Genomic DNA, 16,557 nt, shown 5'->3' with positions numbered 1-16,557 from the left:
AGCTAGGCGAACTTCTCAATATTCCAGTTGAGAGCTACTCCTATCGTGAACTAAATGAACTTGTCGCAATGATTGCGCGCATCGAACTTGCGCTGATAGACCAGTCGCAACTTCAAGATATAATTTCATCTCTTTTGATTGCCCGTGAGACTAATCAAATTGCAACCTTTATTTCGTGTCTGTGCTGTGATGAAGCGTTACGGATTTACCTTTACGTCCCTACCATTAGATACAAGACCGGTATGGATGCCACAATCGCAGCTCAACTTAATGCTTTGAATAATGAGAACGTCGAATTTCACTGCGTTGAGGCGAGAATTGATGCTCGGATGGCCCGAGTGGATATCGACGTAGTTGCCCTCGACGACACAGACCTAATAGCGAACCTTTTGGAGTACTCAAACTTAATTCAATCGGTTGGCATTAGTGTCTCAAGAAGTTGGTATGACAAGCTTGAGGAAGAGTTATTCAATCGTCATGGTGACCGGCTTGGAACCACTTTGGCACATCGCTACGGAAACGTCTTTGACGGAGCTTATAGGAATGACTATAGTGCCCGCATCGGAGCTGATGATGTAGATCGAATTGAGTCGGCACTTGAGACCGACGGTATTTGGGTTGGATTTACCTCGGAGGTCGATCGTCATCCTTTGATAGAACTTCGATCTAATATTGATATTCGTCTTAGAATAATTCATCTTGGCGAGAGGCGACACCTGTCGAATCTGCTTCCTTTAGTAGAGACTTTTGGTTTGTCGGTAGTGGATGAAGTTCCATATCAGATGGTCTCACCTTCCAATGGCGCGCCAATTTGGCTTTATGATCTGGGGGTCCAGCTAGCTGGGGATGACTCTACTATAGTGCATGAACGGCTAGTTCTCTTTGCGCGCGTCTTTGGTGATGTCTTTCTCTTTGGACTTGATTCAGATCGATTGAACTCTCTCGTGCTTCGTTCTGGCCTAGATGCCACAGCAGTTGTCTTGTTGAGGACTTTGGTTTACTATCAACGCTTTACGACGAATGGATTATCTATCGACCATGCGGTCACTATCGTTGCCTCCTATCCAGGCGTTGCTCGAGGGTTAGCCAACTACTTTGCAAGTCGATTCTGGGACTTCACTAACGATGATGAATCTCTAGCCAAAAGGGCGACTGCTCTTTCTGAGATTGATCAGATTGAGATTCTCGAACACGACGTCTTCTTTAGGCTCCTTGTGGCTATCTGTGATGCGACATTGCGTACAAATCTGCACGTTCGAGAGCACCCAGGCGATGCTGGCGTTATAAAGTTTGATTCCAAGCGGGTGCCTGGCTTGATTGAGCCGGTTCCAATGATCGAGAGCTATGTATTTTCTCCGACGGTGGAAGGGATCCATCTGCGATCTTCTTTGGTGGCCCGTGGTGGAATTCGATACTCGGATCGCTTAGATGACTACCGAACTGAGATTTTGGGGTTGATGAAGGCTCAAGCGGTGAAAAATGCTGTCATCGTTCCCCATGGCGCCAAGGGTGGATTTGTCCTCCGAGGTTCAAAACGCGATGAGCACTCTGTCACTTCGGCCTATGACTCATTCATATCAGGGTTGCTTTCAATTACTGACAACATTGTAGATACGAAAGTGTTACACCCTAGAATTGGCAAGATATACGATGGCGATGACCCGTATTTGGTGGTTGCAGCCGATAAGGGTACCGCAACATTTTCGGATCGGGCAAATAAAATCGCGATGCAAAACCAATTTTGGTTAGGCGATGCCTTTGCTTCTGGTGGTTCGGCTGGATATGACCACAAGGATATGGGAATTACCGCAAAGGGAGCATGGGTGTCAGTCCGCCATCATTTTGCTCATATTGGGATTGACCCAGAGCGTGACCCGATAACTGTAGTTGGTATCGGCGATATGAGTGGCGACGTCTTTGGAAATGGCATGCTTCGATCGCGCTCCATACGACTAGTGGCGGCTTTTGACCACAGAGATATATTTCTTGATCCAAATCCCAACCCTGAAGCGAGTTTTGATGAGCGAGAGCGGCTCTTTGGAGTCCCCCGTTCCTCATGGAAGGAGTACGATCAATCGGTTATCTCCGCTGGAGGAGGCGTTTTCTCTCGAAGCCTCAAGTCAATTACCCTCTCAGAGGAGGCAGCTCGCTCATTGGGAACGGTCGGCGGGAAATATGCCCCAAACGACCTGATCAAAGTCATTCTTTCATCTCCTGTGGACCTGCTTTGGAACGGAGGAATCGGAACTTATTTCCGTTCATCAGGTGAATCAGATAGTGATATCGGCGATAAGACTAACGATTCGGTGCGAATTAGCGCAGCCAATGTCTGCGCCAAGGTCATAGGTGAGGGTGGAAATCTTGGGTTGTCTCAATTGGCAAGGATTGAGATGGCTCAAAAGGGGATTCTGATCAACACAGATGCCATCGATAACTCTGCTGGCGTGGATACATCTGATCATGAGGTAAATCTAAAGATTTTGTATCAACACACCTCTGGCTTGAAGGGCAATGAGCGAGATACTTTGCTCTCTGGTCTTACAGGAGCCATTGAGGATCTAGTTTTATCTGACAACATCTGGCAGAACTGGGCGCTATCACTGGCAAGTTCAGAGTTCGATCAGATGCGAGGCGCCTATATAGAAGCGGTGGATGCGTTAGAGCGTGATGGTGGTTTGGATCGAAGAGTTGAGTTCATTCCCGACAATGAGCAGTTGGGTAGCCGATACTCTCTGACTCGACCAGAACTGTCGGTGCTACTCGCCTACGAGAAATTGAAGATAAAGTCCCTTTTAGGGCAGGCCCACGTGGAAGCGCTGGACATATTTTCCAAGCGAGGGTTGCAATATTTTCCTGATTCTATTCGTGATGCGGTCTCTCATGACATCGAAGACCACCCCCTTTGGCCCGAGTTGGTTGCCAACCAAGTCGCGAATTTAGTTGTCAATATTGCTGGGGTTAGCTATCTAACTCGAACAGTGGAAGAGTCTCGCCGGGACGTCGTTGAGGTTGTGGCGCGATTCTTAGAGGTCGATTCGATCTTTGATACCTCTAATAAACTTTGGAGGTTGATGGGCGATACTCAACTTCGATTTGATAGCGCTCTAGTTGGATTTACCGGAGCGGTTAGATTTCAGGAGAGGGCGACAAGGTGGCTCTTGCGTGATATCGGAGAGTCTCGGATAGCCGATCTTGATCGATTTAGGTCTACTTCATCTTTTCTGATCGACAATTTTGAGGAGTTGCTTACGGAGAGGTATCGAAAGCGTTTCCCAACTTCAGCTCAATTTAAATATGCTCCAGGGAGTGCTGGTGCATTTCGACTTTGGCAGCTATCGAGCTTTGCCACTTCCATTATGGAGATCACCCATCTTTGTGGCATGTACCCAACTAACTCAATTTCAGATTTAGCTGGCATGTTTTTTGAAGTTGGAGAGACCCTTGCGGTGCCAGAGTTGCTTGATGCGGCAATGGCACTTCCGCGTCGCACAAGTTGGGAGCGACAGGTGCGAATTGCGATTCGTGATGAGATAGATTCGGTGCATATTGGGGCATTTAGGGCGATAGTTAATCTTGACAAAGCCAGCGATCGGCGGGCAAAGTTGGCAGCCTACCAAGAGCGGGGAGCCTCTGAACTTGCGAGATCAATCTATATAGACGAGCCTGGTTCTTCATTCGACAAAGATGCCGGTAGCGATCGATTGGCGATGCTAGTCGTTGGCACCAGACGCCTTAGGGCAATTGTTGGCATCTAATTACTCCTAAAGTAGTTCTCGTGAGCCAAGAGATCTCTCTTTATTTCTAGACCAAAGGCATAGCCACCGAGGGATCCGTCAGAGCGGATCACTCGGTGGCATGGCCGAAAGATGGGAATGGGGTTTGTGGAACATGCCCTGGCTGCAGCCCTGTGAGCCTTAGGGTTACCAGATCGATCGGCCAATTTTCCATAGGATATGACAGTTCCTGGAGGGATCGAATCGATAGCATTTTGAGCTATAGCGATAAAGTTGGCGGTTGTCGATGACCCTAAAGAGCGTGGAATCAGTCCAATCTCCAAGAAACTGCCTTTGTTGTAGGCATTTATCGCCTCTTGTATCCTTTCTTGAAGAGCATGCAGCTCTGTACTCTTCTGAGCGTCTTGTGGCGATACAAAATCTAGACCGCCCGGGATTGAAGCGGAATTAGGAGAGACAAAGTCGCTGGATATTATTCCACCTTCTTCAAAGACCACTCTAAAATCGCGATCTAGTAGCTTTAGCGTTGTTGTACTTATCAATTTGTTCTAACCTTTTTTCTACTTCTTTTTATTGACCATTGGATTTTTGCATCTTCTTTTCTATGAGGTTAATGTAAATGATGACAGTGTCCTCGTTTCGTGAAATGCGACAGTTGGGTTGTTGTGGCTTGGTGGGTCTATTTCAAGTAAATTTGTTCGAAGTCTAATTTGAATCTTTGCCCTTATCCTATCGACTACTCTGGGCGCAATTTTTCTGATCTGGAGGGTGGACTTTGGCGTATTAGTTCTCGATTGACTCGGCCAAGATACTCGATTGGCTCGAATTGCTGGTGATTCCTGAGAGCTTGGCTACTTAGAGCAATTTGAAATTTCGAAAGAGTTTGCTTTTTAATTTAGCCACCTAAGTCAACAATAGCATTTAGCATTTTAAGAGATGAAGGGTTCAACAGCTAAATTATTGATCAGGCCAGTTGGCACTGGAGATTTTGGGGTCGTAAGCGAATTTCTCTCGAGCGCCATCCCGCAGTGGACCAAGGAATCTCTTTTTGACCTCTATGAGGGTGGCGCAGTGGTTATGTTGCCAACCGATACAGTATATGGTCTTACCTCTCGAATCGATACTGATGGCGCCGATAGGATCTATGAGATTAAATGCAGACCGCGAAGTATGGCCCTTCCGGTTGTAGTTGGAAGCATTGAACAAGCCATTGACCTCTTTGACTTGAGCGATGAGGTGATTCGTCGCAAAGTTGAGCTTTTAGCTCAGCGCTTTTGGCCAGGGTCCCTTACGATAGTTGCCCCCAGAGATAGAGAACTTATCTTTAGAGGCGGAGATTTGTATGATCGCACTATTGGGGTCAGGGTGCCAGACGATGATATAGTAAGACAAGTTACCTGTGCTGTGGGGCCGATCTTTGCAACCTCTGCCAATTTGCATGGGATGCCTTCGATTGTGAGGTCAAAAGAGATTTTCGCCGCTGATAATTTACCTTTAAAAAATAGCATCGATGCCATCGTAGTTTGTGACGGCCTATCGAGTGGAATATCCTCAACTGTAGTCTCTTTAATCGATGGTGAGCTGGCGATATTGCGAAAGGGCTCTATAGAATTTGATGAGATTATTTCGACTCTATAGGCGGATTTGAGACGTCGACTTTGGTTGATTTGAACTTTTGACACTTTTAGTTTGGCCTCTAGAGAAGTTAAAACCTCAATTGGTTCGGGTAGAGTAGAGCTATAACTATTTAAGATCGGCGGTTGAGTTATGAATTTAGGTGTTGAAGATCTATACCCAACGATCACGGACTCTGATCCCGAATTATCTGAAATTCTTGGCCTCGAAATGCAGCGACAATCGGGTACGCTTCAGCTAATTGCTTCTGAGAACTTCACTTCGAAGGCGGTCTTAGAGGCGACCGGTTCAATTCTGACAAATAAGTATGCCGAGGGATATCCTTCGAAGCGATACTACGGCGGCAATATCTATATCGATCGCGTGGAAGACCTAGCTCGAAATAGGCTCAAGGCGCTTTTTGGCGCCGAGCACGCGAATGTACAACCACATGCCGGGGCCAACGCTAATGCGGCAGCATATCTGGCTCTTCTAAAGCCAGGAGCCACAGTGTTAGCCATGAGGCTTGACCAAGGCGGACACCTGACTCATGGTTCTCCAGTGAACTTCTCTGGTCAGTATTACAGATTTGTCTCTTATGGGGTCAGCGCGGCTGACGGTGATAGCGGTGAGCGAATTGACCTAGAACAGATGGAAGAGGCCGCTAGAACTCATCGTCCGAGTTTGATAGTCGTTGGGGCTACCGCCTATCCCAGGATTATTGATGTCGAACCTGTGCGAGCTATAGCCGATTCGATTGGGGCGACAGTACTCTTTGATGCAGCCCACGTAGCAGGTCTGATAGCTGGAGGTGTCTATCCTAATCCACTTGGATCTTCCGAAGGTGGTGCGAACAAGGGCGCTGATGTGATGACCTTCACGACCCATAAGACCTTGCGGGGTCCACGTGGCGGTGCGATTGTTTGTACCTCTCAGTTTGCCCAAGCGATCGATAAGGCCGTCTTCCCGGGCCTTCAAGGTGGACCACTTGAGCACGCGATTGCCGCTAAGGCGGTGGCATTCCAGGAGGCTTCCCTCCCGCAGTTCCAAACCTATCAGCAGAATGTCGTGCTAAATGCGAAAGTATTGGCTAGTGCCTTAGAGCAAGAGGGATTTCGCATTGTATCTGGTGGTACTGATACCCATTTGATCTTGGTTGACTTGACCCGGTTCGACCCAAATCTATCCGGCAAAGAAGCACAAGAAGCGCTGGATCTAGCGGGAATTACCTGTAATCGAAATCAGATTCCATATGATACACGTTCGCCATTTATTACCAGTGGTTTGCGATTTGGAACTCCTGCCATGACGACGACTGGTATGGGAGCCGACGAGATGAAGTTGGTGGCAACTCTAATTGGACGAAGTCTACGCCATCGCGATGACGAGAAGTACCTACAGTCGATCCGTGAAGAGGTCGGAATTCTTTGTTCCAAATTTCCACCCCCTCCTTTTGCTTGAGGAATTTGGGTTTTTAAAAAGGGTAGGATTTGTGCAAGAGGACGCTGATCTTATGTGGCGAAGGTGCGGCGCCTCCATCGAAGAATTGATGCGTTCTTGGGATGAGTAATTACGTTGTGGTATTTTTGGTCGCAGCGGTTACTACTTATTTGTTAACCTTTGTGGTTAGGCGCTATGCAAATCGAATTGGAGCGGTAGTCCTTCCGGACGCACGAATGGTCCATGAGCATCCCACTGCCACAGTGGGTGGTTTGGCCATGGTTGGCGGATTTATAGTTGCCATGGCAGTCGCCTATTTCATGGGTGGATTTTCGCTAATATTTCACGGCTCTAGTGAGGCTTTGGGTGTAGTCTTGGCGGCGTTAGTTATGGCTGGCGTAGGGCTGATTGACGATCTAAAGGATGTCTCTGCTCCGGCTAAAGTTGCAGGTCAAGTCCTGTCCGCGAGTCTGTTGACCTTCTTTGGGGCAACGATGTTTTACTTTCGGGTGCCTTTTGCTGGAGTGGTAGTTTTAGCTCCATCGTTTGTCCCGCTTCTTACAGCTCTTTGGGTCGTTGCTATGGCTAATGCAGTCAATCTTATCGACGGCCTCGATGGCTTGGCCTCTGGTATCGTGGGGATAGCCTCGTTCTCCTTTTTTATCTACGCCTATAAATTGGTGCAACTCGGATCTCTCTCATCTAATTCGATAGGACCATTGATCGCGGTTATAGTTGCCGCCGTGTGCGTCGGCTTTTTACCTCATAACTTTCATCCGGCCAAGATCTTTATGGGCGACACTGGAGCGCTTTTTTTAGGACTGTTGATGGCGGCATCAACCTCAGTCGTAGGAGGTCGTACCAGCGACGTCTCGGGAGAGACCTTCTTCTTCTTCGCTCCGTTATTTATACCATTTGTAATCCTTGGTGTTCCAATGACGGATATGGTATTTGCGATTATACGTAGAACCGCCAAACGTATGAGCGTCTCCACTCCAGATAAGGCACACCTTCATCATCGCCTTTTACAGATGGGCCATGGTCATCGTAGGAGTGTTTTGATTCTGTGGGCATGGACGGTCGTTCTCTCTGGAATGGTCCTTATCCCGCTCTTTACCAATAGAGGTAATGCGCTCATTCCTGTACTTCTAGCTGCATTGGGTATCATGTTGTATACACTCTTTCAGCCAGCTATAAGATCGCGAACGCTGGCGAAACCGTTCCCCCGTGTGAAGTTATTTCTATCTCGATTCTCGAGGTTAAATCAGGGGCGAGTTAGAGGTAATCATTTTCGGCGATAAATGATTCAGCGTTTTCTTGAGGTTAAAAGGTGCCTTGCATTGATTTTCATGAAACAAACAGGTAACTAAATGATTACCAAAGCGGCTGTTGCGGTTAGACTTTATGGTCGTTTGTCTAGAACGGATAGGATAGAGTGTCTGACCAAAAGGCTCCTTTGCCATCGCGATTTGCGAAGATGTTGATAGGTAAAAAAAAGAACCCAGCGACTCCTTCGTCTAACTCGCCTATCTCGCAGGCCCCTTCAAGTGAACGGGGGGATATCTTTACCTCGGCGATAGAGATCACCTTTATCCCCATAATCCTCTTTGGCATAGGGTTTTTTGTTGATCACGAACTCCATACCCTTCCAATTTTTTCTATCTTTGGCCTTCTTTTTGGGTCCATCGGCGTTATTTTGCGCATCTATTACGGTCTTACAGGAATCACTCCGAATCAAATTGGACTAAAGCGACCATCGTCGGCTAGCATTGTCTCTCGGTTCGATTCCGACTCTTCAACGTTGGATTTGAGCCGGAGATCACTTTTGAGTGCAGATTTGACGCTCTCTGACGATGTCCTTGACGCAGCAAAGGTGCTCGACGGTGGAGTTGATTTGAGTAAGACAAATTCTGACGGTACGAGCAAGTGATTTAGGTCAACTTCTTATCTTTTAGGTATCGGCAAGCTTTGCGCGACCTAAATAACGTTGATCAAAAATAAGAGGTTCCAAAGGGGATCTCTACGGATCTAAGGACGGAAAGTTAGATTGGCTAACAGGCAGCGCAGCAATGCAATAGAGGCGATGATGAGCCGCCACATGGTTAGGATTGCGATTCCGCTTGGGGTATTGGTCATTGTGATCGGCACCTTGATCGGTGGTTTTGACGGTTTTGTCTCAGCATTGATTGGCGTTGGGGTCGTTACATTGAACTTTGCCCTGACCGGTCTATTTATAGGTCGTGCCTCTGAGAATTCACCGATTGCCGCCATGGTAGTTGCTTTGGGCAGCTTCTTTGTGATTTTGTTAGCCCTAACTTTGTTTGTTGTTTTAGCGCATAACGCAAAATGGTTGAATCTTAGGATCTTTGGCATTAGCATGATTGCGCTACACCTGGTTGTTTCAGGCTTGGAGGCTCGAAGGGTCTCGGGTCGAATGGCCTATTCAGGAATCTTCCCATCCAAGAAGGAGACGAAATAGCTTGCAATATTCCGCGATAAATTTCCCACCGATTGGGGAGGTGTTGAACTGGAAGCCTCTTTTCTTTGGGGGCAGCTCGTTCGCATTCAACAAGGTCGGGTTGATTACGGTTTTGGCGGCGCTAATTACGCTATCGCTCTTTTGGATCGCTGGCCGCCAAAAAAAGATGGTGCCAACTGGCGTCCAAAATCTAATTGAAGCCTCTGTCGACTTTATAGATAAGTCGATTGCGCTAGATGCGATGGGTCCAGAAGGACTCAATTGGTCTCCTTTTTTGACTGCTCTCTTTTTCTTCATCTTTTTATGCAATGTCTTTGAAGTGATTCCATTTTTTCAAATGCCTGCGACTGCACGAATGGCAGTTCCGGCACCGCTGGCATTGGCGGTCTATGCGACCTTTATCGTCGTCGGAGTTAAAAAGCGGGGTTTAAAATACTTCAAGGACGCTATCGTCCCTCCCGGCGTTCCTGCAGGCGTTTTGATAATTTTGGTTCCGATTGAAATTCTTTCAACTTTTATCGTTCGACCATTTGCTCTGGCAATTCGTTTGTTCGGTAATATGTTGGCTGGCCACCTCTTGCTGATCACCTTTACAGTGCTCTCAGAAGCTCTTTTTGTTAAAGGTATCGGCCTTATACTTCTGCCTCTTCCATTTGCCATGTTGACTGCGCTTACCGGTTATGAGATCTTTGTAGCTTTGCTACAGGCTTTTATCTTTACAACCCTGACTGCTGTTTACATTGGTGACTCTTTAGCAGGTTCGCACTAGGCAAAAGGAAGAAGTTGTTTCGCAGTTGAGCTCGAAAGTGTATGGAAATAAATTGAGAGCTCAATTAAATTTAAATTGTAAGGAGGTGGCTGGGTCCAAGACACATTTGATCCACCAAAGGTGAACTTTGATTCTACTTTGAATCAGAAAATGTGACATTAGCGATGAAGTCGCTTTTCAAAGTGTTGAGATTCAATGGGAAATGCTATATCTATAGGTTGCCTATTGAAAATCTAAGTTGTCCTATGGTCAAACGTAGGAAATAGTGTTAAAAGATTCTATTCTTTACACTCGTTCGTAAATTTACGGGAAGTTCCCGTTTAGGAGGTATTCGGTTGTTTCACATGGTTTTGGCGATAAACGCCGCCATCACGCAGAATGTAAATCTGCGTAAAGGTCTGGCTGAGCTCGGATCAGGTTTAGCCTATGGTCTTGCAGCGCTAGGACCTGGTATTGGTATTGGTTTGATCTTCGGTCAAGCTGTCTCTGCGATCTCTCGTCAACCTGAGACCGCAGGCCCAGTACGTAGCCTTGCATTCGTTGGTTTCGCACTTACAGAGGCGCTCGCCCTCATCGGTTTCGTTGTCTTTATTCTTTTGAAGTACACCGGCTAAATGACCCCCACAATCTTTGCAGCCACGCAATCTTTCAACCCAATTTTGCCGGCAACAAACGAGATCATATATTCAGTACTTTCTTTCGGCTTACTTTTTGTATTGCTGGCTAAGTACGCGTATCCTCCGGTAAAGGCGATGATGGCTAATCGCACTGCCAAGATTCAAGGGGACCTAGACAGTGCTACTGCTACTCGCACCGAGGCGGAACGTCTCCTGATGGAGTACAAAGAGCAGCTGAATGAGTCCAAGAAAGAGGCGACGCGCATAATTGAGGAGGCTCGAAAGACCGCAGAAGTTTTGCGTCGCGACCTTCTGGCTCGTGCCGAAGATGAGGCTCGTGAGCTTCGGCTTCGAAATGACGAGGCTCTTCGAATCGAAAGGGATCGAGTCGTAGGCGAAATTCGCGCTGAAATGGCAACTTTAGCCTTTGATATCGCCGAGAAGGTTATCCAAGTAGAACTCGATCGCGGCGCCGCTAGTGCGTTGATCGATCAGTTTTTGAGTGAGATTGAGGCGACACAGTCTTGAGAGAACAGCTTCGAGGATATGCCCAGGGCGTAAAGTACCTGGCGCAGCGAGGCGGAGTTAGCAACCTCGACCACCAGGTCGTGGTTCTGGCTGACTTCGTTCATGAAAATGCCGAGCTTCGAGAGATTGTCTCTGACCCATCTATCACAAGTGAAGTTCGGGGCGAAATTATTGCCGACCTCTTTTCAGATAGTTTGTCAGAATTCGCCATAGCGGTTGCCAGGGCTTCCTTTGAAATAGAGGAGCCAGGTAAGGTCGTCGAAGCTCTCATTATGTTAGGTCAAGTTTTAGGTGAGCCCCTAGAAGCTGCAACTGGGGCCCTTACTACTACGAGCCGGGTTAGGGCTTATGGAAGGGCCCTTTTGGAGTCCATGGATGGGCCAGGTGCGATTGGCGCAGCCGAAGAGATGATCTTCGACTTTAGAAATTTAGTAGAAGCAAATCCGAAGTTGCGTCGAGCTCTCTCTGGGATTGGAACAAACGCGTCCCAGCGGGTAGGAATTGTTGATGATCTACTTGGACATGGAAGCGATGACACGTCACAGAAGTTCATAGAGATAATGAGATTCTGTGCGTCCGCAGGGCGTATTCGGGATATCGTGGACGTTTTGGATAAGATCATTACGATTGCGGCGCATCTTCGAAATACAAAGATTGCGCATGTGAGAGTCGCTAAAGCTCTAGATGATCAGCAGCTTTCGCTCGTGACATCGGCCCTCTCGAGACTCAGTGGCGCGGCTATTGAGGTACGCGAGGTCGTCGACGAAAGTGTCGTAGGCGGAGTAGTGGCTGTCGTTGGCGACACCATTTACGACGGAAGTATTCGCCACAGGTTAGAACAACTTAAGGGTCGCATGCAAATGGCGACTGCCACTAGATAGGATCGGAAGGCAACCAATGACGGAGTTGTCAATTAGTGCAGACCAGATTGCTGAGGTATTGCGGGCGCGTCTCCAAGGGTATGCTCCCAATGCTACCGGCGAGATGGTCGGCCGTATACTTGAGATTTTTGATGGTATTGCTCGAATTTCAGGGCTGCCACAGGTCGGCGTTAACGAACTTTTGGAGTTTGAGAACCAGACACTGGGCTTAGCACTTAACTTGGACGAAGATACCATTGGCGCAGTTATCTTAGGAACTGGCGAAGGTATCGACGAGGGCCAGATCGTACGCGCCACTGGACGTATTCTTTCAGTCCCAGTTGGCGATGGTTTGCTGGGTCGAGTCGTGAATGCACTTGGTGTTCCAATTGATGGTAAGGGCCAGATCGAGAGTGATACATCGAGGCGTCTTGAGGTCCAAGCTCCCGGTATAGTAGATCGTCAGCCGGTTACGGAACCTCTGCAAACTGGTATTAAGGCTATCGACGCGATGACGCCTATCGGGCGAGGCCAGAGAGAACTTATTATTGGGGACCGCAAGACTGGTAAGACATCAGTTGCGCTTGACACGATTATCAACCAAAAGGGCCAAGGCGTAAAGTGCATTTATGTCGCCGTGGGCCAGAAGAATTCAACTGTAGCATCTGCAGTCGCAACCCTCGAAGAGCATGGAGCGATGGATTACACGGTGGTTGTAAACGCTTCTGCCTCTGATGGGGCTCCATATAAGTTTTTGGCTCCTTATGCAGGTTGCGCAATGGGCCAGCACTGGATGGAAAATGGCGAGCATTCGCTCATTGTCTATGATGATCTTTCAAAGCAAGCTGAGGCATATCGTCAGCTTTCACTTCTGCTGCGTCGTCCACCAGGTCGTGAGGCCTATCCTGGAGACGTCTTTTATCTTCACTCTAGATTGCTAGAGAGAGCTGCAAAGCTTTCCGATGCTCGTGGAGGTGGGTCTTTGACCGCGCTGCCAATCATTGAGACCAAGGCTGGAGACGTCTCGGCCTATATTCCAACCAACGTGATCTCCATCACCGATGGTCAGGTCTATCTAGATAGCGATCTCTTTTATTCTGGCGTGCGTCCAGCTATCAACGTAGGTATTTCGGTCTCACGTGTTGGTGGAGCAGCTCAAATCAAAGCTATGCGCTCTGTCTCGGGAACGCTAAAGTTGGATCTCGCTCAATTTCGCGAATTGGAGGCTTTTGCCGCATTTGGTTCTGAACTAGATAAGGTCTCCCAAGCTCAGCTCGATCGAGGTTATCGTCTTACTCAGATCCTCAAGCAACCTCAGAATGCACCTGTTTCGGTAGAAGAGCAAGTCTTAGCTATCTTTGCTGGTACTTCTGGAAGGGTTGATGACGTTCCTGTTGAAGCGGTTTCGAAGTTCATCGAGGAGTTGGTTGAATTCTTCAACGCCAATGGTGCTGCCTTTATGGAAGAGATTCGAACTAAGGGTTCGCTTCCAGACACCAAAGCCATGGGTGAATTGATCGATCGATTCAAGGCTGGCTTTGATGCTACCAACGCGATGGCAGGCGGGGAGGCTTAACAGTGGCCGGCGGACAAGAACGGATATTACGCAGGCGTATAAAGAGCGTTCAAGCAACTAAAAAGATTACAAAAGCCATGGAACTTATTGCTGCTTCGCGAATCGTGAAGGCGATGGGTCGTATCAATGATGCGCGACCTTATTTTGTCTCAATGAGTAGCGTCATAGAGCAATTCGCTTCATCTGCTGGTCTTCCAAAGAGTAAGTACCTAGGTGATCCCAAGGTTGGTGCCCGTGGTCTTTTGGTTGTTACCTCTGACCGTGGACTTTGTGGTTCTTTTAACTCTGCCCCGTTGCGTTTTGTAGAGCGAAAGCTCCTTAGCGCCAAGGGGATAGGGGAGCAATATCGTATCCTTTGCGTAGGTAAAAAGGGAATCAACTTCTTTGGCTACCGCAATATCGATTTGGATCTTGCTTTGCTTGGAGTCTCTGAGCGCCCAACTTACGAGCATGCTCGTACGGTTGCAAAGGCGGTTCTTGACTTGTTCGATTCTGGTGCTGTAACGAGCGTGGATATCGTCACTACTCGCTTTTATTCGGCTGGATCGCAGAAGATGGAGGTAATTCCGCTTCTGCCTATCGATCCAGCCACACTTGTAGCATCAGGTGGAGGGGATTCTTCTCTATCCTTTGAGGTCGAACCAGCTCCAGAGGAGATTATCGATCCCCTTATGGCGCTGTTTATAGAAGAGAAGATCTTCGCTTATCTTTTAGAGGCCTCGGCTTCGGAGTATGCGTATAAGCAGCGAGCTATGAAGTCTGCTACAGAGAACGCCGAGGAGCTGGTTAAAAAGTACACTCGTATTATGAACCGGGCTCGCCAGGACGCGATCACAACTGAGATAATGGAGATAGTCGGTGGCGCCGAGGCACTTAGGTCATCTGATAGCGAAGCCTTAGATGTCGATTAGCCCTTCTACGGTGGCGGCTTAGAGTCATCGCATTTGTTTTTTAGAGGATTTCCAATTTTGGCGCTCATCGGTGGGCATGGTTTTTAGGAGAATGTAGTGACAATTGTTGCTCAAGATGAACACGACGGTACTGGTCATAGAAATTTAGAAGATGGCCGTGTTGTCGCTATTGTAGGTCCCGTTATTGACGTTGAGTTTCCACCGGATTCAATTCCGGAGATCAATACGGCTGTCGAGGTAGACCTCGTGTTGGATGGCGTAACCGTAACTGTTACAGGGGAGGTGGCCCAGCAGATCGGAGATGGTCGAGTTCGTTGTGTCTGTTTAAAGCAGACAGATGGACTAAAGCGTGGAGCTATAGTTCGAAATACTGGTCGAGGTATCTCGGTGCCTGTTGGCGACGGTGTATTGGGTCACGTTTTCAACGTGATTGGTGATGTCTTAGATGCAGCTGATGTCGAGAATATTGAGGATCGCTGGGAGATCCACCGCTCGGCTCCTGACTTTGATCAGTTAGAGCCAAGGGCCAAGATGTTTGAGACCGGAATTAAGGTCATTGACCTTCTGGAGCCATACGTTGAGGGTGGTAAGATTGGCCTCTTCGGAGGAGCCGGTGTCGGTAAGACTGTTTTGATTATGGAGATGATCAATCGAGTTGCTCAACAACACGGCGGTGTTTCGGTCTTTGCTGGTGTCGGTGAGAGAACTCGCGAGGGCACCGATCTTTGGATCGAGATGCAGGAATCTGGAGTTATTGAAAAGGCAGCGCTTGTCTATGGACAGATGGACGAGCCTCCGGGCGTACGTCTGCGCGTTGCCCTGTCGGCGCTTACGATGGCGGAATACTTCCGTGATGTAAAGAACCAGGACGTTCTTTTGTTTATCGACAACATCTTTCGGTTTGTCCAAGCTGGTTCCGAGGTCTCGACTCTATTGGGACGCATGCCATCAGCGGTAGGTTATCAGCCAACCTTGGCAGATGAGATGGGTGAATTGCAAGAGCGGATCACTTCGACCAAAGGTCGTTCGATCACCTCGTTGCAGGCAGTCTATGTCCCCGCGGACGACTATACCGACCCAGCGCCGTTTACAACATTTACTCACCTTGATGCCACTACAGAGCTTTCTCGAAGCATTGCGTCGATGGGTATCTACCCAGCTGTAGATCCCCTGGCTTCTACTTCGAACATTCTTGCGCCACATATCGTGGGGGATCGTCACTACAAGATCGCCACTCGAGTTCAAGAGGTTCTTCAACGTTCTAAGGAGCTTCAAGATATCATTGCCATTTTGGGAATGGATGAGTTGTCCGAAGACGATCGTATAACAGTTACTCGAGCTAGGAAGATCCAGCGCTTTTTGTCTCAGCCATTCTTTGTTGGTGAGGTCTTCACCGGTCTCAAGGGGATATATGTGCCGATTAAAGATACGATTGAGTCGTTTGAGGCCCTTGTCAGTGGCGAGCTAGATGATATTCCAGAGCAAGCATTTCTCAACGTCGGTGATGTCGAAGGTGTCCTTGCTAAAGCCAAGACGCTTCAAGGGAATTAATTATGGCACCGTCGTTTCAGGTACATCTGCTCACTCCTGAGCGTCCCCTTTACGAGGGGCAAGGAACTTCGGTCTCCTTGCGGTCAGGCGAGGGAGATATAGCCTTTTTGGCTAATCATGCGCCTTTCATTGGTACTGTAGATATCTGTGTTGTCAAGATCGAACGCGATGGCGAGCCTACACTTTATGCCGCGGTTCACGGTGGCTTTGTTAGTGTAGCTCGTAACGAGGTGCGTGTCTTGGCCGACGTAGCGGAACTCGCTAACGAGATTGATTTAGAGCGTGCCAAGGCGGCATTGGCGAAGGCCGAGGCGGCAGGGAGTCATACAAATGACTCTGTGTTGGAGGCTTCGCTACGTCGGGCTCATGTGAGGATCTCCGTCTCTTCGACGCTGGCTCACTCCACTTACGTCGCTTAGCTTTTCGAAGGCGGCTCTTTTGCACTAGCTTGTTGGTCGATTATAGTTTCATGTGTGTG

General features: G+C 48.2%; 15 protein-coding genes. 14 read left to right on the top strand and 1 reads right to left on the bottom strand.

Annotated elements, in window-relative coordinates:
* The first annotated feature begins 68 nt into the window (after positions 1–68).
* Positions 69–3,755: an NAD-glutamate dehydrogenase domain-containing protein gene (locus ACIDITHRIX25_RS94005; protein ID WP_249685726.1), complete on the top strand. Its 3,687-nt coding sequence runs from the start codon at positions 69–71 to the stop codon at positions 3,753–3,755.
* Here ACIDITHRIX25_RS94005 and ACIDITHRIX25_RS94000 read toward each other — a convergent pair.
* Positions 3,752–4,276 (bottom strand): methylated-DNA--[protein]-cysteine S-methyltransferase, encoded by a 525-nt coding sequence (locus ACIDITHRIX25_RS94000; protein WP_052605551.1) that lies wholly within the window; start codon positions 4,274–4,276, stop codon positions 3,752–3,754. The genes ACIDITHRIX25_RS94005 and ACIDITHRIX25_RS94000 overlap by 4 nt on opposite strands.
* Positions 4,277–4,670: 394 nt before the next feature.
* Here ACIDITHRIX25_RS94000 and ACIDITHRIX25_RS93995 point away from each other — a divergent pair, with 394 nt between their 5' ends.
* The 13 genes from ACIDITHRIX25_RS93995 to atpC all read left to right on the top strand — a co-directional run bounded on the left by ACIDITHRIX25_RS93995 (position 4,671) and on the right by atpC (position 16,498).
* Positions 4,671–5,372 carry an L-threonylcarbamoyladenylate synthase gene (locus ACIDITHRIX25_RS93995; protein ID WP_201733035.1) on the top strand — a complete coding sequence of 234 codons (702 nt, stop codon included), beginning with the start codon at positions 4,671–4,673 and terminating at the stop codon, positions 5,370–5,372.
* A gap of 129 nt (positions 5,373–5,501) precedes the next feature.
* A complete protein-coding gene (gene glyA, locus ACIDITHRIX25_RS93990; protein WP_052605549.1) occupies positions 5,502–6,809 on the top strand; it encodes a serine hydroxymethyltransferase in 1,308 nt (435 codons plus the stop codon).
* 101 nt (positions 6,810–6,910) lie between these two features.
* Positions 6,911–8,089 carry a glycosyltransferase family 4 protein gene (locus tag ACIDITHRIX25_RS93985; protein WP_052605548.1) on the top strand — a complete coding sequence of 393 codons (1,179 nt, stop codon included), beginning with the start codon at positions 6,911–6,913 and terminating at the stop codon, positions 8,087–8,089.
* 134 nt (positions 8,090–8,223) lie between these two features.
* The gene (locus ACIDITHRIX25_RS93980; protein ID WP_052605547.1) at positions 8,224–8,718 is read left to right on the top strand and encodes an AtpZ/AtpI family protein; all 495 of its coding nucleotides are present in this window, start codon (positions 8,224–8,226) and stop codon (positions 8,716–8,718) included.
* Between the two features lie 117 nt (positions 8,719–8,835).
* Entirely contained in the window at positions 8,836–9,267 is a 432-nt protein-coding gene (locus tag ACIDITHRIX25_RS93975) for a Cg1360 family ATP-synthase-associated protein (protein WP_082058617.1), read from the top strand.
* Position 9,268: 1 nt separating this feature from the next.
* The gene (gene atpB / locus ACIDITHRIX25_RS93970; protein ID WP_052605545.1) at positions 9,269–10,036 is read left to right on the top strand and encodes a F0F1 ATP synthase subunit A; all 768 of its coding nucleotides are present in this window, start codon (positions 9,269–9,271) and stop codon (positions 10,034–10,036) included.
* 344 nt (positions 10,037–10,380) lie between these two features.
* Complete coding sequence (atpE, locus tag ACIDITHRIX25_RS93965; protein ID WP_082058616.1) at positions 10,381–10,650, top strand: ATP synthase F0 subunit C; 270 nt, start codon at positions 10,381–10,383, stop codon at positions 10,648–10,650.
* Positions 10,651–11,181 carry a F0F1 ATP synthase subunit B gene (gene atpF / locus ACIDITHRIX25_RS93960; protein WP_052605544.1) on the top strand — a complete coding sequence of 177 codons (531 nt, stop codon included), beginning with the start codon at positions 10,651–10,653 and terminating at the stop codon, positions 11,179–11,181.
* Entirely contained in the window at positions 11,178–12,062 is an 885-nt protein-coding gene (atpH, locus tag ACIDITHRIX25_RS93955) for an ATP synthase F1 subunit delta (RefSeq protein WP_201733034.1), read from the top strand. Before atpF ends, atpH begins: the two co-directional genes overlap by 4 nt.
* A gap of 16 nt (positions 12,063–12,078) precedes the next feature.
* Positions 12,079–13,617 (top strand): F0F1 ATP synthase subunit alpha, encoded by a 1,539-nt coding sequence (atpA, locus tag ACIDITHRIX25_RS93950; protein WP_052605542.1) that lies wholly within the window; start codon positions 12,079–12,081, stop codon positions 13,615–13,617.
* A gap of 2 nt (positions 13,618–13,619) precedes the next feature.
* Positions 13,620–14,528 carry an ATP synthase F1 subunit gamma gene (gene atpG, locus ACIDITHRIX25_RS93945; RefSeq protein ID WP_201733033.1) on the top strand — a complete coding sequence of 303 codons (909 nt, stop codon included), beginning with the start codon at positions 13,620–13,622 and terminating at the stop codon, positions 14,526–14,528.
* Positions 14,529–14,624: 96 nt separating this feature from the next.
* Positions 14,625–16,079: a F0F1 ATP synthase subunit beta gene (atpD, locus tag ACIDITHRIX25_RS93940; protein WP_213333437.1), complete on the top strand. Its 1,455-nt coding sequence runs from the start codon at positions 14,625–14,627 to the stop codon at positions 16,077–16,079.
* A 2-nt stretch (positions 16,080–16,081) separates the two neighbouring features.
* Entirely contained in the window at positions 16,082–16,498 is a 417-nt protein-coding gene (gene atpC / locus ACIDITHRIX25_RS93935) for an ATP synthase F1 subunit epsilon (protein WP_052605540.1), read from the top strand.
* Positions 16,499–16,557: the final 59 nt, after the last annotated feature.

This window comes from Acidithrix sp. C25, from assembly GCF_904848545.2.
This window is presented reverse-complemented; position numbering and strand designations above follow the sequence as displayed.